Genomic DNA, 18,873 nt, shown 5'->3' on the forward strand with positions numbered 1-18,873 from the left:
ATGGGCTGAGGCGGCATCGCGTCAGGGCCGCCAGGCCACCCGGTGTTCCGCGAGATGCGCCAGCACCGCGTGGTTCGCCTCCCAGCCGTCGGGGAACTTCACCAGCGTCCCCAACTGGACCGGTTCCGTCGACGGGTAGTCGTCCAGCAGGTCGCCGACGCCCTCGCGGCAGACCACGACGCACGCGTGCCGGTGCCGGGAGGCCAGGACGCACAGGCGGCCGGTCTCCAGGTGGAAGGCGGTGGCGTCGGGGCGGCCGGAGAGCGGGTGCAGGACGACCGTGACGTCGTACTCGCGGCCCTGGAGGCGGTTGGCCGTGTCGACGGTCACGTCGTGCACCCCGAGGTCGGCCAGCGCCGCACGGACCGCCGCCGCCTGGTCCCGGTGCGCGGTGCCCACGGCGATGCGGGCGGCCGTCAAAGGTGCGGGATCCGGGGAGCGCTCGGAGGTCGCCCGGCCCTCCCGGTCGAGGAGGCGCCGGACCACCGCCGCCACCGCCCGCACCGCCTCCGGGTCGGTGCGCGGGGTGTGCCGGGCGGGCAGCTCCAGCAGGCCCCAGCCGGAGGCGGCGGCCTCGTCGATCACCCGGTCGGGGCCCGAGCCGTCCGACGGCACCGCGAAGGCCAGGCGCCGGTCGCCGTGGTCCGTGCCGCTGCGGAACCGCGTGTACGGGTAGAAGGCGTCGGAGACCAGCCGGGCCGCCGACGCCGGGAGCCGCCAGGACACCGGGAGGCGGTGCTGGGGCAGGCCCGGGTTGTGGGCGAGGAGGGTCGTCACGGCCGAGGACGACGGGTCGTAGGCCAGGCCCGCCCACTGCTCGCTGCCCACCGTCGCGAACGGGTCCAGCTGGCCCGGGTCGCCTACGAACAGCGCCCGCTCGAAGAGCCCGGCGACCGCGAGCAGGGAGTCCGAGCGCATCTGGTACGCCTCGTCGACGATCGCGTGCCGCCACGGCTCGTCCACCGTGACGTGCGCCCACTTCGCCGCCGTCGACAGGACGACGGCCTGCCCGGCGAGGTCGGCCGCCTTCGCCGACTTGCGGACGTTCTCCAGCGCGTCGAGCGCCTTGTCGTACGGGTCGGCGTCACTGCTGTGCAGGCGGCCCACCGGGAGGTCCGGATTCTTCTCGGCCAGGCGCAGCACCAGGTCGTCGACCTGGGCGTTGGTCTGCGCCACCACCATCAGGGGGCGGCCGGACTCGGCCAGCTCCAGCGCCGCCCGCACCACGAGCGTGGACTTGCCGGCGCCGGGCGGGGAGTCGACGACGACACCGCGCTCCGTGCCGTGCAGGGTGTCGCGCAGGATCGCCGCGGTGGCGCGGGCGGCCTCGGCGCCCGGGTCGAAGGCCGCGGCGGCGGGAGCGGCGAGGGCCTCGGCGGTCACAGCACGTCCTCCTCGGTCTGGGCGTCGGCGGCCTCCGGCACGGCGGCCGCCTCACCCGGCGGGCCGCCGTGGGTCCACGGCGTCTGCTCCGGGTCGGGGAGCTTCGCACCGCCCCGCTGCTCGTGCTCGAACAGCGTGAAGCAGACCAGGTCGCCCTTCTCCGGCACCGACCCCGCCTCGGGCTCCTTGCCCCGGCCCATCTTGTCCATGATCCGCAGGACCAGCGTGCCGTCGTCGGCCCCCGTACCGGTCCCGTCGTCGGTGCCGTCGGTGCCGTCGGTGCCGTCGGTGCCGTCGGTGGCCGCGAGGCCGACGTACTCGGCCGTCTGGGGCCTGCCGCCCAGTGAGCGGTAGACCTTCACCCGCTCGCCCAGGTGCGGGCGGTCGTCCGTGCGCACCGTGACCAGCGGGCGCGGACTGGGCCGCTTGCTCTCGCTGTACGCCATCACCACGTCGACGACCTCGCCCGCGAACGCCTCCCCGGACAGCCGCCGCCCGGCCATCACCAGCGGATCGTCCAGCGCCTCCTGGGCCTCCAGACGGGCCTGCTCGCGCTCGCGCGTGGCCAGCTTGTTCGCCGCGGTCACGGCGTCGTCGCGGCGCGGCTGCGGGGGCTCGCCGGCCAGGATGCGGTCGCGGTGGGACGTGAACGACCAGCGGTCGCGGGTCCAGCGCTCCTCGGCGTGCGCCCCCTCGGGCAGCTCCCGCAGCAGGTCGATGCCCCGCCACACCGCGTCCCAGGTGGGCCGGGTACGGCTGTCGACCAGCGCGCGGATCTCCCGCTCGGCGGCGGTGAGCGCGCCGAGCCGCTCGTCGGCCTCCAGGCCGTCCTCGGCGGCGGCCAGCGCGGTGCGGGCGCGGTGGTGGCGCTCGATGGCGGGGGCGAGCAGCTTGTTGTCGAAGGCCGGGTCGGTCGCCGGGCCCGCGGGCGGGCACAGCAGCTGGCCGTCGGCGTCGCGGGCCAGCTCGGCCCGGCGGGCGGCCTCCGCGCCGGTCAGGGCGGGCTCCCGCGAGAACTCCGGCGCGATCCACGCGAGCAGGGCCCCCAGGTGCTGGTCCTCCAGCGTGGACTGCCCGGTCGCCCAGTGCCGGCCCAGCAGGTCGGTCATGGCGAGCAGGAGGGAGGAGCCGGGCACGCGGGCCCGCTCGCCGTAGTGGGTCAGCCACCGGCCGAGCAGCGGCACCCGGGGCGGCGCGGGGTGCGGGGTCTGCGGGTCCTGCTCCGCCGTACGCCGAAAGCGCATGGACCGGCCCAGCAGCCGTACGAAGTCGACGCCCGCGCGGCTGGGCACGATCAGCTGCGCGGCGTCGGCGCACAGGTCGACCTCGACCTTGACCCGCTTGCCCGTCTGCGGGTCGGTCTCGGTGCGCTCGGCGGCCTCGACGCTCTCCGCGTACGCCTCGACGTACGGCAGCACGATGTCGGCCAGCTCGGCCAGGAACGCGAAGCGCAGGTCGCGGTCGCGGGGCTGCGGCACGACCAGCAGGTGCGGCGCGTCCCGGTCGGTGCCGACCAGCGCGCCGAGCGGGGCCCCGGCCTCACCGGCGGTGGTCAGCGGCACGAAGACCAGCGGACGGTCGGACAGGTGCCGGTGCCGGACGGTGGCGGCGGGCTGGGCCCGGCCGGTGCGCACGGCCTCCAGCCGGGCGAGCGTGGTGATCAGCGACACGCGGACACCTCGCCGACGCCGGTCCCGGTTCCGGCACCGCTGCCGTGGCCCGCCGCTCCGGCGGTCCCCGCACCGGCCGTCGCCAGTGCCTCCGCACGCAGCCGGGCCGCCCTGCGCAGCGCGGCCACCGCCGGGTCGTCCGGATCACCGGCCTCCCCGCGGGCCGCGGCCAGCACGTCCTCGACCGTGGCGAGACCGCCCAGCTCGGCCCGCACCGGGCGGCCCAGACAGGTGACCGCACCCGCCTCGCGGGACCCGGCACGGCAGTGGAAGGCCAGCTCGCACGCGGACAGGCACTCCGGCGCGTACGCCGCCGGGACCGCCTCGACCGCCGCAGCCAGCTCCTCGGCCGGCAGCCCGGGGGAGAAGCAGACGCCCTCCGGGAGCGCGTCGGCGATGTCCTCGACGCGGGTCAGCCGGGCGAGCTGGCGGTCGGTGACGGCGCGCTGCTTGCGCACGTCGACGGCGGACGCGGTGGGCAGGTTGGAGAAGTCCTTGGGGCAGACCAGCAGCACCCGGTGGCGCACGCGCGGGGCCGGGTCGAGCCGGGCGGCGACCCGCTCCAGCGCCAGCACGTACACCGCGGCCTGCCGGGCGGCGGCGCCCACCTTCGCCGGGTCGGCGGCGCCGTCCAGCATGGGGAAGGACTTGATCTCGACGACCGTCCAGCTGCCGTCCGGATGCACCACCACGGCGTCCGGCTCCAGGAAGGCGGGCGAACCGGCGACGTCGAGGGCGAGCATCGGATGGTCCAGCAGCGTCCACGCGCCGGGCGTGCCGGCGGCCTCGCGCAGGGCCAGGGCCGTGCGCGCCGTACGGCCCTCGGGTCCGGTCGCCGACAGGTCGGGCACCTCCACCCGGGCCTCGGCGGGCGGTTCGGCAGCGCGGTCCAGCCTCTCGTGCACGAGCCGCAGCAACTCGGCGCCGCCGTCCGCCTTGACCTTCGCCTCGAACGCGTTGCCCCGCGTGAGGGCGAACTGCGACTGCCCGAAGGCCGACGGCGAGCCCAGCGCACTGGCCAGGGCGGCCTTGTCCACCCCCGCGCCGTCGAGGATCGCGCGCCGGCGGCACCCCGGGTTGGCGGCGAGGGCGGCCAGGGCCCGGGCGTCCAGCGCCTTGGCCGGTACGTCGGGACCGCGCAGCTCAGCGAGTCGGTGCCGGAGTCTCGTCCCCGGCGTCCGAGGGGGCGGGGTCCGGCTCGGCCCCTGCTGGGAACCGCTGCTCGCGCTGCCGTGGAAATCGCTCACCCGCGGAAGTCTGGCATCCACCACTGACAATCGCGGAACCCGCGTCGTCCCGGGCGGAGTCGGGGGTGGACGCGGAGGCGCCCGCGGAGTCGGCCGCGGCCGGTGTGAAACGGGCCGCGAGCCGGGTCCGCGCCCGCTCCGCGGTCCGCAGCACGAACGGCGTCAGCAACAGCCCCGCGCCCATCACGGCCGCACCGGCGACTGCGTCCAGGAAGTAGTGGTTCGCGGTGCCCATGACGACGATCGTGGTCACCAGCGGGTAGACGACACCCGCCACCTTGGCCGTGCGCGTGCCGCCGTGGCGCCACAGCATCACCCCGCACCACAGCGCCCAGCCCACGTGCAGGCTCGGCATCGCCGCGTACTGGTTGGTCATCCCGCCCAGGCCCCGTGGGGCGCTCGCCTCGCCGCCCCACCAGCCGTACGAGCTGTACTGGGCCATGGTGTCGACGAACCCGTGACCGGCGTCCAGCAGCCGGGGCGGGCAGGTCGGCAGCAGGGTGAAGCCGATGAGACCGATGAACGTGGACGTCATCAGCCAGGTGCGGGCGGCCCGGTAGCGCACCGCGCGGGAGCGGAAGAGCCAGACCAGGATCGCCGGGGTGACCACGTAGTGCAGCGACGCGTACCAGAAGTCCGCCGGTACGCCGATCCACGGCTCGCGCGTGAAGAGGCGGTTGAGGGGGTGCTCCGCGTTGAGGTGGAGCGCCTTCTCGATGTCCAGGATGGCCAGGCCGTGGTCGACGGCGTCGGAGACGTCGCCCCGGACGAGCAGGCGCCCCGCGCTGTAGCAGGCGTAGACGAGGACGATGAGCGGCAGCTCGGTCCACCAGCGCAGCCGAGGGTGCGGGGCCGCCTCGGTGCCCGGTGTCTCGGTGTGCCGCAATCCGATCGCCCTCCCCCTTCTCACGCTTCTCACTTCTCGCTCACCCGTACGCCCGGACGGACACGGGCGAGCCACTTTACGGCCTCGCCGCGACGGCCCCGCCAAGCGCCCTCGGACCGGATAGACGCGGGCACCGCCCCTCGGGTTGCCCGCACGGACAGTACGGGATGATGGAGAGGTCCCCTCAGACATTTCTCCCGGAAGGGCCCCTTCATGGCACCGCGCATCCTGCTGGCACGCCACGGACAGACGGAGTGGTCGCTGTCCGGCAGACACACCGGCAGGACCGACGTGCCGCTCCTGGAGGAGGGCCGGCGCGGCGCGAAGCTGCTGGGCGAGCGGCTGCACCGGGTGCCGCTGGACGGGCTGCCCGGCGTGGAGGTGCGGACCAGTCCGCTGGTGCGGGCCAGTGAGACCTGCGAGCTGGCCGGCTTCGGCGAGCGCGCACGCGCGTGGGACACGCTCCAGGAGTGGGACTACGGGGCGTACGAGGGCATGACGCCGGAGCAGATCCAGGCCGTGCGGCCCGGGTGGCTGATCTGGCGGGACGGGGTCCCGGAGGGGGAGGGTGTGGCGGATGTCACCGCGCGCGCGGACGAGGTGGTGGCGTGGGCGCGGGAGGCGGAGCGGGACGTGCTCGTCTTCGCCCACGGGCACATCCTGCGGGCGATCGGGGCCCGGTGGCTGGGGCTGCCGGTGGCCTTCGGCGCGCGGATACGGCTGAACCCGACGTCGCTGTCGGTGCTGGGGTGGGCGTACGGGGAGCCGGCGGTGGAGAGCTGGAACGACCTGGGGCACCTGGTCGGCTGACGGCCGGGCCGAGAGTGGGGGAGGCACCCCGCCACGCCGGGTTGCGCACCCACCCCACGGAACCCCGCGATCGATGTCACGCCGGTCGCGGCAGCGCTCCGTGGCGGTCCAGGAAGGCGGAGACGTCCGCCGCCCGGCGGTGGGGGAGGAGCACCCGGGCCGTGCCCGCCAGCATCGTGTGGATGCGGGAGGACTGGACCTCGCCCAGCAGGTCCAGGCACCGCATGCCCGCCCCCGCCGCTTCGTCGGGGCGGCCCCCGCGGGCCAGGTCGTCCGCCAGCTCCGCCGAGTACAGCGCGAGGTTCCGGGTGAAGTGCGGGTCCTGGAGATCGCCCGCCCGCCGCGCGTGCCGTGCGGCCCGCGGCCAGTCGCCCAGGGTCGACCAGCACTGCGCCTCGAGCCCCTCCAGCTCGGCCTCGCCGTAGAAGCTCATCCACTCGGGGTCGGCGTCCGAGGGGCCCCGTTGGAAGAAGGTCTGCGCGCGGACCAGCGCCTGCTCGCAGCCGACCCGGTCCGCGAGCCCCGCCCAGCCGCCCGCCTCGCGCAGCGCGAGCAGGGACATCAGCCGGGCCGAGCCCAGCGGGCGGGCGGCGCGCTGCGCGGCCTGGGCCGCCCGTACCGCCTCGCGCGGGCGGCCGGCGTCGCGGGCCAGGAACGCCATGTTGCAGAAGGCGTGCGCCTCCAGGCCCGCGTCGCCGTTCATCCGGGCGGTGGCCAGAGCCTCGGCGTAGTGGGAGCGCGCGTCGTCGAAGCGCCCCGAGTCGTGCGCCAGCCAGCCGACGGAGATCGCCAGTTCACCGGCGCCCGTGTAGAGCCGGTCCGCGGTCGCCTGCCGGGACGCGCCGGCGTCCAGGAGCGCGTACGCGGTGCGCAGTGGGGCCGCCGCGCGCCGGTAGAGGCCGTCCGCGCCGTGCCGGTCGTCGAGCAGCCGGATCCGGCGGACGGCTTCTTCGAGGGCGCCGGCCTCGCCCGTCCCGGCCCGGCGCGCGACGCGCTCGGCCGCCGCGGCGTCGAAGGCGAGTCCCAGGGGGCCCAGCGAGGCGGCGGCCACCGTGGCTCCGCTCGTCATGAATGCGCGACGCAGCACGTCGCTCTCCTCGGTGTTGTCGTGCGTCTCGTACAGGTGGTGCGGGTGGTGCGTGTCGTGCTGGTCGTGCGGGTCGTGCGGGTCTCGCGTGTCATACGTCTCATACGGCGCACCCGCCCCTCGCGACTCACCCGTGGAGCGCGCCTGGCGTCCGCGCACCGACGAGCGGGGCACGAACCCCAGGTCGGTGAGCGTGCGGCCGGGGAACATGTGCAGGAACACCCGCTCGTACGCGTAGTTGGGGCAGCGGATCTCGCCCGCCTCGACCCGGCCGACGTAGCGCGCGTCGCAGCTGACCCGCTCGCCGATCTCGCGCGCGGCCCGGCGGACCGCCGCCGCGAACTCCGCCGGGGAGCGCTTGCCGCGCAACCGCCTGAAGGCGAGGTTCGGCCGCGGTGGCCGTTCGGGCTGGGCGGAGGTCACCGTTGACGACGCCATGGCCGGGTCCTCTCGTGCGAACCGTCGAACCATGCCGGGAAAAGGGGCGAGCAACGCTGGCGGCCCTGTTTCCGGCGAGCAAGAACGTACCGGCTGTGACGGATCGGCCACGCGCTGTTTGGCTACAAACCGGATATCTCATCCACGATCTGCCATGAAGTGCCATCCTTTGCGGCGGCCTTGGCCGTAGCCGTTGACGGACCGCCGCGTTGAACCGGGTGGACCGGGAGGCCCCCGACTCCCGAGCCGCTCGTCCGAGGAGGAGTTCCGTGGTGGAGGCCGGGATGGACACCAGTGTCAGCGTTCCCCCCTGCGACGCCTGTGACGTCGTCACCGTGCCGGCCCGGCAGGGTCTGGAGGCGGTCGACATCCTGAGGCGGGGAGCCGGTGAGGGGGTGGGCCCGGTCATCCACGACGACGGCTGCGACACCCTGGGCTTCCTGGTGCCGCCGGGCACCGCCGCCGCCTGGGACGTGCCGGGCAGCACCTGCACGGAGACGGACGGCCGCGGACTGAGCATCGTCCCGGCGCCCGAGCCGCCCGTGGAGGGCTCCGACTGGCTGCTGCCGCCCGGCGAGGCGGACCTGGCGACCGACCCCGCCGTCCTGCGGGCCGCGCTGGGCGAGGCGGCCCGGCTGATCAGGGCCGCGGACAGCTGCCGCTGAGCACCGCCGGTCCCGGTCCGGCGACGGACCGGGACAATGGACCGATGGGAAAGTCCAGGAACGCCCGCCGCGGGCGCGCTGCCGCCGAAACCGTCGTCGAGGACGTCGACGGAGGGCGCGCCGAGCTGGTGCCCGACCGGGACCGGCCCCGGGCCCGGACGCTGCTGATCGACGGCGCCCCGCAGTCGCACGTCGACCTCGACGACCCGGCGTACCTGTCCTTCGAGTACCAGCGCCGCATCGGCCATGTCATCGACCTGGCCGCCCCGCCGGGCCGGCCCGTGCACGCCGTGCACCTCGGCGGCGGCGCCCTCACCCTGGCCCGCTACGTGGCCGCCACCCGCCCCCGCTCCACCCAGCAGGTCGTCGAGCGCGACGCCGCCCTCGTCCAGCTGGTCCGCCGGGAGCTTCCCCTCGACCCCGTCGCGCGGATCCGGGTGCGCTCCACCGACGCCCGCGCCGGTCTCGCCAAGGTGCCCGACGGCTGGGCGGACCTGGTCGTCGCGGACGTCTTCGCCGGCGCCCGCACACCGGCCCACCTGACCTCCACCGAGTTCCTCGACGAAGTGCGGCGCGCGCTCGCGCCCGGCGGGGTCTACACAGCCAACCTCGCCGACGGCCCGCCGCTGGCCCACCTGCGCGGCCAGATCGCCACCGCCGCCGCCCGGTTCGCCGAACTCGCGCTCGTCGCCGACCCGGCCGTACTGCGCGGCAAACGCTTCGGCAACGCGATCCTGGTCGCCGCCGACCGCCCGCTGCCGGTCGCCGAACTCACCCGCAGGGCCGCCTCCGACGCACACTCCGCGCGCGTGGAACACGGCCGCGCGCTCACCGACTTCACCGGGGGCGCCCCGCCGGTGACGGACGCGGCGGCGGTGGACTCGCCCGCGCCGCCGGAGTCCGTCTTCGAGTAGGTCTCCGCCAACTGCCGAGCGCGGCGGTTCAGTAGCTGCCGATCTCCACCCGCGGCGGCCCGTCGTGCCAGGTGCAGAACACCGACACCCGGTCGGCGCCCGAGGTGAACTCCACCCGGATCCACGACTCCGTCTTCCACACCTGCATCGACCAGCCCGCGCCCGGTGTCGCCGACACCAGGGACGCGGACGACGTGCCGAGGTCGAAGACCGCGCGACCCCCGTCGGTGTCGTAACTCCTGACCCGGCCGGACGTGTCGGGTGCCGGGCTCGCCGGGTCCGCGGGCGGGGTGCTGGACGGCGCGGTGCGCGACGGGGCGGGGCCGGGCTCGCGGGACGTGCGGCTCGGCGTCGGCGACGCGCTGTCCGACGGCGACGGCGAGGGCGACGGCCGGCTGGTGGACGACGCCAGGGAATCCCCGGCGTCGCTCTCCCCGCCGTCGCTCTCCCCGTCCCGCACGCTCGCGTCGGCCGCCGTGATCGGCAGCGCCCGCGGCGCGTCGTAGGCCGTGCCCGCCATCACCGTGTGCACGCCCCACCAGGACAGCGTGACCGCCGCGCCGGTGGCGAGCAGCCAGGCGATCACGTGGACGAGTCCTCTGCGCATCGCGGCCATACTGCCTCACCCGCCCCGTGCGTGTCGCCCGAAAGCGGTGTGACGCGGGTCGGGGCGGAGTTGTCCACAGGCCCCGACCGGGTCGGTCCGTATGGCGTACGGTGCCGCCCATGGCAAGTGTGCTCGTGGTCGAGGACGACCAGTTCGTACGCTCGGCGCTCATCCGGCAGCTGACCGACGCCTCGCACACCGTGCGCAGCGTGGGCACGGCACTGGAGGCGCTGCGCGAGGTCGCCCATTTCCGGTTCGACGTGGTGATCCTGGACCTCGGACTGCCCGACCTGGACGGCTCCGAGGCACTGAAGATGCTGCGCGGCATCACCGACGTGCCGGTGATCGTCGCCACCGCCCGGGACGACGAGGCGGAGACGGTACGGCTGTTGAACGCGGGCGCGGACGACTACCTCACCAAGCCGTTCTCCGTGGAGCACCTGTCGGCCCGGATGGCGGCCGTCCTGCGCCGTGCCCGCGGCGGTGCCCCCGAGGCGGCGGCGCCCACCGTCCTGCGGGTCGGCGGCCTCACCGTCGACCCGCTGCGCCGCCAGGCCGAACTGGACGGCGCGGCCCTCGACCTGACCCGCCGCGAGTTCGACCTGCTCGCCTTCCTGGCCGGCCGCCCCGGGGTCGTCGTCCCCCGCAAGGAGCTGCTCGCCGAGGTCTGGCAGCAGTCCTACGGAGACGACCAGACCATCGACGTCCACCTGTCCTGGCTGCGCCGCAAACTGGGCGAGACCGCGGCCCGGCCGCGCTATCTGCACACCCTGCGCGGCGTCGGCGTGAAGCTGGAGCCACCACGACTGGAGCCACCACGATGAGATGGGCCCTGGTCAAGGTCTCGCTGGCGGTCACCGTGATGGTCGTGGTCGCCTTCGCCGTCCCCCTCGGACTCGTCATCCGGGAGATGGCCCGCGACCGCGCCTTCTCCAACGCCGAACGGGAGGCCGCCGCCGTCGCCCCGGCCCTGTCCATCACCACCGACCGCGAGCAGTTGGAACGCGTCGTCGCCTCGGCCGGTTCGGACGCCGGGATGGCCGTGCACATACCGGCGCCCGGGGACCGGAGCGAGGGCGCCACCGACATCGGGCGGCAGCGCGCCACCGACGAGGACATCGCCGCCGTACGGCGGATGGGACGGGCCTCCACCACCGAGGTGGGCGGCGGTTCCACCCTGCTCCAGCCGGTCGCGCTCAGCTCCGGCCAGATCGCCGTCGTCGAGGTGTACGTCCCCGAGTCCGAGGTGACCAACGGCGTCGGCACGGCCTGGGCGGTGCTGGCCGCGGTCGGCGCCGCCCTGATCGTCGGCTCGGTCGCGGTCGCCGACCGGCTGGGCGTACGGATGGTGCAGCCCGCGCGGCGCCTGGTCGACGGCGCGCACGAGCTGGGGGAGGGCAAGCTGGGCGCGCGGGTGCCCGTGGAGGGGCCGGACGAACTGCGGCGCGCGGCCGTCGCGTTCAACTCCATGGCCGACCAGGTCGTCCAGCTCCTCGCCAACGAACGGGAGCTGGCCGCCGACCTGTCCCATCGTCTGCGCACCCCGCTGACCGTGCTGCGCCTCAACGCGGCTTCGCTCGGCGACGGCCCGGCCGCGGAGCAGACCAGGGCCGCCGTCGAGCAGCTGGAGCGCGAGGTCGACACGATCATCCGCACCGCCCGGGACGCCAAGCCGCAGACCGCCGCCGCCGGACCGGGCGCCGGGTGCGACGCGGCCGAGGTGGTCCGGGAGCGGATGGGGTTCTGGTCGGCGCTCGCCGAGGACGAGGGTCGCAAGTGGCGGGTGGCCGGCGCCGACCGGCCGGTGCGCATACCCGTGGCCCGCGCCGACCTGACCGCCTCCCTCGACGCGCTGCTCGGCAACGTCTTCCGGCACACCCCGGAGGGCACCGCCTTCGCCGTCGACCTGCACAACGGCGAGGACGCGGTGATCGTGCTGGTCTCCGACGCGGGCACCGGGATAGCCGACCCCGAGGCGGCCATGGCCCGCGGCCGGGGTTCGGGCACCGACGGCTCGACCGGGCTCGGCCTGGACATCGTGCGCCGGATGGCGGAGTCGACCGGCGGCGACGTGCGCATCGGCTCCTCCGTGCTGGGCGGCACCGAGGTGCGGATCTGGATCCAGCTGGACGGCCGGACGGCGCCCGTGCGGCGCGGACACCGGGGGACGGTACGCCGACGACGGCAGCGCCGTGCGCAGACGCAGACGCAGACGCAGACGCCGACGCCGACGTCGGCGGTCCGGGCCGGGCGCGAGCACTGACCGGCCACCACCATTAATCGGCCCCGATCCCTTCCTTAAGCCCACCCTAAGATCGCCAACGCCCGCCCGGATCAGGCTCTTTGCCCGTTTCCGGGTCGCTAGCGTGCTGCTCACCCCCACCCCGCCCCCGCACCTCCCGCGCGGGGGCACCGTGAACAGCGAAGGCAGGCACGTGATGCGCACGCACCGACGCAAGGTCAGTGGCAGGAACAAGGCGATCGGCGCCCTCGTCGCGGCGGCCGTGGCCGGTGGCGGGGCGCTGCTGTTCACCAGCACCGCCCAGGCCGCCCCGGTCGGCGCCGTGTACACGAAGACCAGCGAGTGGTCGACGGGCTACACCGCCCAGTACGTCGTCACCAACAACAGCGGCGCGGCGAAGGCGGACTGGACCCTGGAGTTCGACCTGCCCTCCGGCGCGAAGCTCGGCTCCCTGTGGAACGCCGAGTCGAAGGTCGGCGGACAGCACGTCACCGTGACGCCGCCCGCCTGGGACACGGACGGGCTGAAGGCCGGCGAGTCCGTCACGGTGGGCTTCGTCGTCAACGGCACCGCCGACCCGACCGGTTGCCTCGTCGACGACGCCGCCTGCTCGACCGACGGCGGCGCCACCCCCGAGCCCAGCGGCCGCCCCACCGAGCCCCCGGCCCCCACGCCCACGCCGACCCCCACGGCAACCGACAGCACGGAGCCGACGCCGACCCCGACCGGCACAGCCCCGGCGCCCACCGGCACCCCCGGCAACGGCACCGACGCGGGCGCCGGCTTCGCGCCGTACGTCGACACCTCCCTCTACCCGGCCTTCGACCTGCTCGCGCACGCCGAGGCGACCGGCGTCAAGGAGTACAACCTCGCCTTCGTCACCGACGGCGGCGGCTGCACCCCGAAGTGGGGCGGCGTCACCGACCTCGGCAGCGACGCCGTCGCGCACCAGATAGGCGACCTGCGCGCGAAGGGCGGCGACGTCCGGGTCTCCTTCGGCGGCGCCTCCGGCTCCGAACTGGGCACGACCTGCACGTCGGCCGACGCGCTGGCGGCGGCGTACGGCAAGGTCGTCGACGCCTACGGGCTCACCAAGGTCGACTTCGACGTCGAGGGCGGCGCACTGCCCGACACGGCCGCCAACACCCGCCGCGCCCAGGCGATCGCCGCGCTCCAGAAGGAGCACCCCGGCCTGGACGTCTCCTTCACCCTCCCGGTGATGCCCGAGGGCCTCACCCAGGCGGGCGTCGACCTCCTCGCCGACGCGAAGAAGAACGGCGTGGACATCGGCGCCGTCAACATCATGGCGATGGACTACGGCCCCGCGTACAGCGGCGACATGGGCACCTACGCCGAGCAGGCCGCCACCGCCACCCAGGCCCAGGTCAAGGGCGTCCTCGGCCGGTCCGACGCGGACGCCTGGAAGACGGTCGCCGTCACCCCGATGATCGGCGTCAACGACGTCGCCAGCGAGGTCTTCCAGGTCGACGACGCCACCCAGCTGGTGGAGTTCGCCCGGTCCAAGGGCCTGGGCGCCCTGTCCATGTGGTCCGCGACCCGCGACAAGGCCTGCCCCGGCGGCCCGAAGCCCTCGGCCGACGCCACGTGCAGCTCCGTGGACCAGGAGCCGAACGCCTTCGCCAAGGCGTTCGCCGCCTACGAGTAGGCCGGGCTCCCTCCCCGTAGGGCCGGGCCCCACACCGGCCCTACGAGCGGGGCGCGGCATCCCCCCGTGGGATGCCGCGCCCCGCTTCAGTCCCCCGTTTCGCTCCCCGGAGGGGTTACCCGACCGCGTCCAGCGGCGGCAGCGTCCCCGTGCGGGCCGCCCGGCCGTACCACAGGGCGCTCGACTTCGGGGTGCGCTGCTGGGAGGCGTAGTCGACGTACACCGCGCCGAAGCGCTTCTCGTAGCCGTACGCCCACTCGAAGTTGTCCAGCAGGGACCACAGGTAGTAGCCCCGGACGTCGGCGCCGTCGGCGATGGCCTGCCGGACCGCGGCGAGGTGGCCGTTCAGGTACGCGACGCGGTCGGGATCGTGCACCGAGCCGTCCGCGCCGGGCTTGTCGTCGTAGGCCGCGCCGTTCTCGCTGATGTACAGCGGCATGCCGGGAGCCTCGCGGTTGTACCGCATGATCAGCTCGTGCAGGCCGGTCGGGTCGACGCTCCAGCCCATCTCGGTGCGCTCGCCCGGCGGCTGGTGGAACGCCACGTCGTCCGCCGCGGGCCACGGCGAGTGGTCGCTCGCGCCGTGGCCGTCGGCGCGCGGCGCACGCGAGTCGGCGTCGGCTGCCGACACCACCGTGGGCGTGTAGTAGTTGAGGCAGATCGCGTCGATCGGCTGGCGGATCTGGCCCAGGTCGCCGTCCTGGACGTAGGACCAGTCCGTCACCGGCGCGGTGGCCTCCAGGAGCGACTGCGGGTAGGCGCCGTGCAGGATCGGGCCGTGGAAGATCCCGCCGGACAGGTCGTCGATCTTCCGGGCCGCCGCCAGGTCGGCCGGGGTCTGCGAGAGCGGCCGTACAACGGACGTGTTGAGGCTGATCGCCACCGAGTTGCGGGCCGGCATCACCGAACGCAGCGCGACCGTGCCCAGGCCGTGCGCCAGGTTCAGGTGGTGCGCGGCGCGCAGCGCGGCCGCCGGGTCGGTGCGGCCGGGGGCGTGCACCCCGGAGGCGTAGCCCAGGAAGGCGGCGCACCACGGCTCGTTCAGCGTGATCCACTGCTCCACCCGGTCGCCGAGCGCCTCGCCGACGATCTGCGCGTACTCGGCGAACCGGTAGGCCGTGTCGCGCTCGGGCCAGCCGCCCGCGTCCTCCAGCTCCTGCGGCAGGTCCCAGTGGTAGAGGGTGACGGCCGGCTTGATCCCGGCGGCCAGCAGCTCGTCCACCAGGCGGCGGTAGAAGTCCAGGCCGCGCTGGACGGCGGGGCCGCGGCCGGTCGGCTGCACCCGGGTCCAGGAGACCGAGAAGCGGTAGCCGCCGAGGCCCAGGTCCTTCATCAGCGCCACGTCGTCGCGGTAGCGGTGGTAGTGGTCGACAGCGACGTCCCCGGTGTCCCCGCCGGCCGTCTTCCCGGGCGTGTGGCTGAAGGTGTCCCAGATCGAGGGGGTGCGGCCGTCCTCCCGCACCGCGCCCTCGATCTGGTACGCCGAGGTGGCGGCGCCCCAGAGGAAGGCGGGGGGGAAGGTCACCGGGGTCGCCGGCGTTGCGGACTCAGGCATGGAAGCGCTCCCATTGCGGGTCGTGGCAGGTCGGTTCGTGGACGACCGACACGTGGAGGTACGAGGGGGGAAGGCGGGGCCGGGACTGCGGTGGCCCGGCCCCCGGGACGGCGGTCATCCCTTGACGGCGCCCTGCATGATGCCGCCCACGATCTGCTTGCCGAAGATCGCGAACACCAGCAGCAGCGGCAGCGTGCCGAGCAGCGCGCCGGCCATGATCAGGGACTGGTCCGGGGTGTAGCCGCGGCCCAGTCCGGCGAGGGCGACCTGCACGGTCGGACTGCCGTTCTGCGTCAGCACCAGGAACGGCCACAGGAAGTCGTTCCAGGACTGCACGAACATCAGCATGCCGAGCACGGCCATCGCGGGGCGCGCCGCCGGGAACACCACGTGCCAGATCACCCGCCAGCTGCTGGCGCCGTCCACGCGCGCGGCCTCGATGATCTCGTCGGGCAGCGCCTGGAGCAGGTACTGCCGCATGAAGAACACGCCGAACGCGTTCACCAGGGACGGCAGGATCACCGCCTGGAGCTGGTCGGACCAGTCCAGCTTCGCGACCATCATGTACAGCGGGATGATGCTCAGCTGGGGCGGCACCATCATCGTGCCGATGACGATCAGCATCAGCGCGTTGCGGCCGCGGAAGCGCAGCTTGGCGAAGGCGAACCCGGCGATCGTCGACAGGAAGACGATCGTGAACGCCGAGATCCCGGCCACGATGGTGGTGTTGAGGAACGCCTCGCCGAGGTTGGCGTCGTTCCAGGCGATCTCCAGCTTGTCGAACAGGTTGCCGCCGAACCAGAAGGGCGGCGGCGTCTGGGCGAGGCGCTGGTTGTCGCGCGAGGCGGCGATCGCCGTCCACACCAGGGGGAACAGCGAGCCGATGGTGAACAGGGCGAGGATGATGTAGGCGATCGGCCCCGCGTGCAGGTGTCCGCCGGCCCGGGAGGACTTGGAGCCTCGTCGGCCCTTGCCCTTGCGGGGCGGCTCGGGTGCCGCGTCGGCCGGGGGTTTCGTCATGGTCGTCGTCACGGCCGGTTCTCCTTAACTACTGGCGCGCAGCCGGCGCGAGATGACGGCGTTGAGGACCCCGATCACGATCAGGATCAGGAACATCGCCCAGGCGATCGCGGAGGCGCGGCCCAGGTGCTGGTTGACCCAGCCCTGCTCGTACAGGTACAGGCCGAGCGTCTGGAACTGGTGCTGGGAACCGCCCGAGGCACCCTTGTTCGCGTCGAACAGCAGCGGCTCGCCGAAGACCTGCGAGGCGCCGATGGTCGACACGACGACCGTGAACAGGATCGTCGGACGCAGCGAGGGCAGCGTGACGTGGATGAACTGCCGCCAGCGGCTCGCGCCGTCCAGCGCCGCCGACTCGTACAGGTCCTGCGGGATCGCCTGCATCGCGGCCAGGTAGATCAGCGCGTTGTAGCCGGTCCAGCGCCAGATGACGATCGAGGACACGGCGAACTTCGACGCCCACGAGCCGTTCTGCCAGTCGATCTTGTCCAGGCCCACCAGGTCGAGGGCCCAGTTGATCATGCCGTAGTCGCGGCCGAAGAGCAGGACGAAGACCAGCGAGGCCGCCGCGATCGACGTCGCGTACGGCGCCAGCATCACGACCCGGTAGAAGGTCGAGGCGCGCAGCTTGTAGTTGAGGATGTGCGCCAGGCCCATCGCCATCAGCAGCTGCGGCACCGTGGAGATGATGCCGATCCACAGCGTGTTCTTCGCGGCGTTCCAGAAGAACTCGTCGTCGAAGATGCGGGTGTAGTTGTCCAGGCCCGTCCACTTCATGTCGGTGGGCGCGGTCAGCTCCACCGTGTGCAGCGAGGCCCAGCCGGTGTAGATCAGCGGGAACAGGCCGAAGGCGACGAAGAGCAGGAAGAACGGCGAGACGAACGCGTACGGGCTCCAGCGGATGTCCCGCTGCCAGCGGCGGGAGAGCTTGGCCCGCTTCTTGCGGTCCGCCTCCGCGGACGCCCTGCCGCCGGGCGGGCGGCCCGGGGCCGCGCCCCCCTTGACGGGGGACGCGGCGGTGTCGTGCCGGGTGGTCATTCCGGTCACTTCTCCAGGTTGTTGTCGATGGTCTTCACGGCGTTGTCCCAGGCTTCCTTGGCGGACTTGCCCTGGGTGACGAGGATGACGCCGTTGTCCGTCAGACCCTGCTGGACGATCTGGTCCTTCGGGCCGATCACCTGGGTCGGGATCTGCTCGGCGGCCTTGGCGAACAGCTCGCCGATCGGCGCGTCACCGGTCATGTCGTTCTTGCCGCCGGTCACCTGGGGAAGCTTGTACGCGGCGGGCGCGCTCGGGAAGCTGCCCATCTTGGAGAAGAGCTTGGCCTGCTGCTCGGGCGCGGTCAGCCAGGTCACCAGCTTCTGCGCCTCCTTCACGTGCTTGCCGCCCTTGGGCACACCCAGGAAGGTGCCGCCCCAGTTGCCGGCCTTGGGGGCCTGGGCGACGTCCCACTTGCCGGCGGAGTCCGGCTGGGACTTGGCCTTGATGGTGCCGAGCATCCACGGCGGGCAGGCGACGGTGGCGAACAGGCTGTTGGAGATGGTCTGGTCCCAGGCCGGCTGGAACTGGGTCTGCGACTGGACCAGTCCCTTCTCGGCCGCCTCGGCGGTCAGGTCGAAGGCGTCCTTGACGGCCGGGTTGGTCTTGTAGATGACCTTGCCGGAGGAGTCGTAGAACTTCTCGTCCTCACTGCTGAGGACGGCGTTGATCAGGCCGCCGGGGGAGTCCATGAAGTAGGTGTCCTTGCCGGCACCCTTCTTGTACTTCTCACCGGCCTCGATGAACTTGTTCCAGTCCCCGGCCCACAGCTTGGAGACCTCTTCGCGGTCGGTCGGCAGGCCGGCCTTCTCGAACAGGTCCTTGCGGTAGCAGATGGCCATCGGGCCGATGTCGGTGCCCAGACCGATCGTGGCGCCGTCCTTGGTGGTGGCCTGCTGCCACTTCCAGTCGAGCCAGTTGCTCTTCTGGACACCCGCGGCCTTGGACATGTCCTCGAACTTGTCCGCCTGGGTGGCGACGACCTCGGCGATGTTGCCGACCTCTATCGCCTGCACGTCCTGGAGGCCGCTGTTGGTGGTGAGGTGGTTGACCAGAGCGGGGTAGTAGTTCTCGTTCCGCTCGGTGACGTTCTCCTCGATGTTGATGTCCGGGTTGAGCTTCTCGTACTCCTCGTAGAGACCGGCCTCCTTGAAGCCCATCGTCCCGAACAGACCGAGGGTGATGGTGGTCTTGCCGCTGCTGTCGCCCGACGACGAGCTGTCCTCGTCGTTCCCGTCGTCGGCACAGCCGGCCAGCAGCCCGGCGCCCAGCGACGCGATGGCCGCCATGACCACCACCCTGCGGGCCGATCCTCTGCGTGCTGCTCGCATTGCGTCCTCCTGTTGCCCTGACGTGCCGACCCCCCGGCCAACTACATGGTTGGACTCGCTGCTTCATGTGTTTCGTTCGTCGCTGCGGCTCGGGCGGGGAACGTGCGGGATGTGTAAGTGCCAGGTAGTGTGGGAGCGCTCCCACAAGTGATGTGTTGAAGAGTCGTCGGTCCGGGCGGGGGTGTCAAGGGAACGGACGCGACGAATTGCGTTCAGTTATCGGCCTGTTAACTGGACGTTGCGAGCGACGCGGAGACACCCCCGTACCGCGCGGGGAGGGGCCGGAGTCGGTCAGTACACCCGACCGGCCTGTT

Annotated in this window: 16 protein-coding genes; 6 read left to right on the forward strand and 10 right to left on the reverse strand. The window is 73.4% G+C overall.

The features are described from left to right. Window positions 1-21: 21 nt before the first annotated feature. The 4 genes from B9W62_RS24555 to B9W62_RS24570 are packed head-to-tail and all read right to left on the reverse strand — an operon-like array spanning window position 22 to window position 5,186. Window positions 22-1,383: an AAA family ATPase gene (locus B9W62_RS24555; protein ID WP_087809181.1), complete on the reverse strand. Its 1,362-nt coding sequence runs from the start codon at window positions 1,381-1,383 to the stop codon at window positions 22-24. Continuing rightward, on the reverse strand, window positions 1,380-3,053 hold the full coding sequence (locus B9W62_RS24560; RefSeq protein ID WP_179235646.1) for a hypothetical protein: 1,674 nt from the start codon (window positions 3,051-3,053) through the stop codon (window positions 1,380-1,382). The genes B9W62_RS24555 and B9W62_RS24560 overlap by 4 nt, the downstream gene beginning before the upstream one ends. Next, complete coding sequence (locus tag B9W62_RS24565) at window positions 3,044-4,300, reverse strand: hypothetical protein (protein ID WP_373433701.1); 1,257 nt, start codon at window positions 4,298-4,300, stop codon at window positions 3,044-3,046. Before B9W62_RS24565 ends, B9W62_RS24560 begins: the two co-directional genes overlap by 10 nt. Further along, a complete protein-coding gene (locus B9W62_RS24570; RefSeq protein WP_087809183.1) occupies window positions 4,197-5,186 on the reverse strand; it encodes a phosphatase PAP2 family protein in 990 nt (329 codons plus the stop codon). Before B9W62_RS24570 ends, B9W62_RS24565 begins: the two co-directional genes overlap by 104 nt. Before the next feature lie 213 nt (window positions 5,187-5,399). Between B9W62_RS24570 and B9W62_RS24575 the strand changes: the two genes are divergently transcribed. Then, a complete protein-coding gene (locus B9W62_RS24575; RefSeq protein WP_087809184.1) occupies window positions 5,400-5,996 on the forward strand; it encodes a histidine phosphatase family protein in 597 nt (198 codons plus the stop codon). A gap of 76 nt (window positions 5,997-6,072) precedes the next feature. Here B9W62_RS24575 and B9W62_RS24580 read toward each other — a convergent pair whose 3' ends face one another. Next, window positions 6,073-7,521, reverse strand: a complete 1,449-nt coding sequence (locus tag B9W62_RS24580; protein ID WP_087809185.1) for an NsdA family TPR-like regulatory protein — start codon at window positions 7,519-7,521, stop codon at window positions 6,073-6,075. Window positions 7,522-7,805: 284 nt separating this feature from the next. Between B9W62_RS24580 and B9W62_RS24585 the strand changes: the two genes are divergently transcribed. After that, complete coding sequence (locus B9W62_RS24585) at window positions 7,806-8,186, forward strand: hypothetical protein (RefSeq protein WP_179235647.1); 381 nt, start codon at window positions 7,806-7,808, stop codon at window positions 8,184-8,186. 44 nt (window positions 8,187-8,230) lie between these two features. Further along, a complete protein-coding gene (locus B9W62_RS24590) occupies window positions 8,231-9,100 on the forward strand; it encodes a spermidine synthase (RefSeq protein ID WP_087809187.1) in 870 nt (289 codons plus the stop codon). A gap of 28 nt (window positions 9,101-9,128) precedes the next feature. On the opposite strand, the gene B9W62_RS24595 is transcribed toward B9W62_RS24590, so the two are convergent. After that, the gene (locus B9W62_RS24595; protein ID WP_179235648.1) at window positions 9,129-9,707 is read right to left on the reverse strand and encodes a hypothetical protein; all 579 of its coding nucleotides are present in this window, start codon (window positions 9,705-9,707) and stop codon (window positions 9,129-9,131) included. Between the two features lie 119 nt (window positions 9,708-9,826). Between B9W62_RS24595 and B9W62_RS24600 the strand changes: the two genes are divergently transcribed. The 3 genes from B9W62_RS24600 to B9W62_RS24610 all read left to right on the forward strand — a co-directional run bounded on the left by B9W62_RS24600 (window position 9,827) and on the right by B9W62_RS24610 (window position 13,615). Continuing rightward, window positions 9,827-10,531: a response regulator transcription factor gene (locus tag B9W62_RS24600; protein WP_179235649.1), complete on the forward strand. Its 705-nt coding sequence runs from the start codon at window positions 9,827-9,829 to the stop codon at window positions 10,529-10,531. Next, window positions 10,528-11,970: a sensor histidine kinase gene (locus B9W62_RS24605; protein ID WP_256976567.1), complete on the forward strand. Its 1,443-nt coding sequence runs from the start codon at window positions 10,528-10,530 to the stop codon at window positions 11,968-11,970. Before B9W62_RS24600 ends, B9W62_RS24605 begins: the two co-directional genes overlap by 4 nt. A gap of 175 nt (window positions 11,971-12,145) precedes the next feature. Next, a complete protein-coding gene (locus B9W62_RS24610; protein ID WP_087812077.1) occupies window positions 12,146-13,615 on the forward strand; it encodes a glycoside hydrolase family 18 protein in 1,470 nt (489 codons plus the stop codon). Window positions 13,616-13,730: 115 nt separating this feature from the next. Here the strand turns inward: B9W62_RS24610 and B9W62_RS24615 are convergent, their stop codons facing one another. The 4 genes from B9W62_RS24615 to B9W62_RS24630 form a co-directional block, all read right to left on the reverse strand. Next, on the reverse strand, window positions 13,731-15,170 hold the full coding sequence (locus B9W62_RS24615) for a GH1 family beta-glucosidase (RefSeq protein ID WP_087809190.1): 1,440 nt from the start codon (window positions 15,168-15,170) through the stop codon (window positions 13,731-13,733). A gap of 114 nt (window positions 15,171-15,284) precedes the next feature. After that, window positions 15,285-16,202, reverse strand: a complete 918-nt coding sequence (locus B9W62_RS24620) for a carbohydrate ABC transporter permease (RefSeq protein WP_087809191.1) — start codon at window positions 16,200-16,202, stop codon at window positions 15,285-15,287. 12 nt (window positions 16,203-16,214) lie between these two features. Then, window positions 16,215-17,228 carry a carbohydrate ABC transporter permease gene (locus tag B9W62_RS24625; RefSeq protein ID WP_087809192.1) on the reverse strand — a complete coding sequence of 338 codons (1,014 nt, stop codon included), beginning with the start codon at window positions 17,226-17,228 and terminating at the stop codon, window positions 16,215-16,217. A gap of 5 nt (window positions 17,229-17,233) precedes the next feature. After that, the gene (locus tag B9W62_RS24630; protein WP_087809193.1) at window positions 17,234-18,559 is read right to left on the reverse strand and encodes an ABC transporter substrate-binding protein; all 1,326 of its coding nucleotides are present in this window, start codon (window positions 18,557-18,559) and stop codon (window positions 17,234-17,236) included. Between the last annotated feature and the right edge of the window lie 314 nt (window positions 18,560-18,873).

This window comes from Streptomyces sp. CS113 (genome assembly GCF_002188365.1).
GTDB lineage: Bacteria > Actinomycetota > Actinomycetes > Streptomycetales > Streptomycetaceae > Streptomyces > Streptomyces tendae.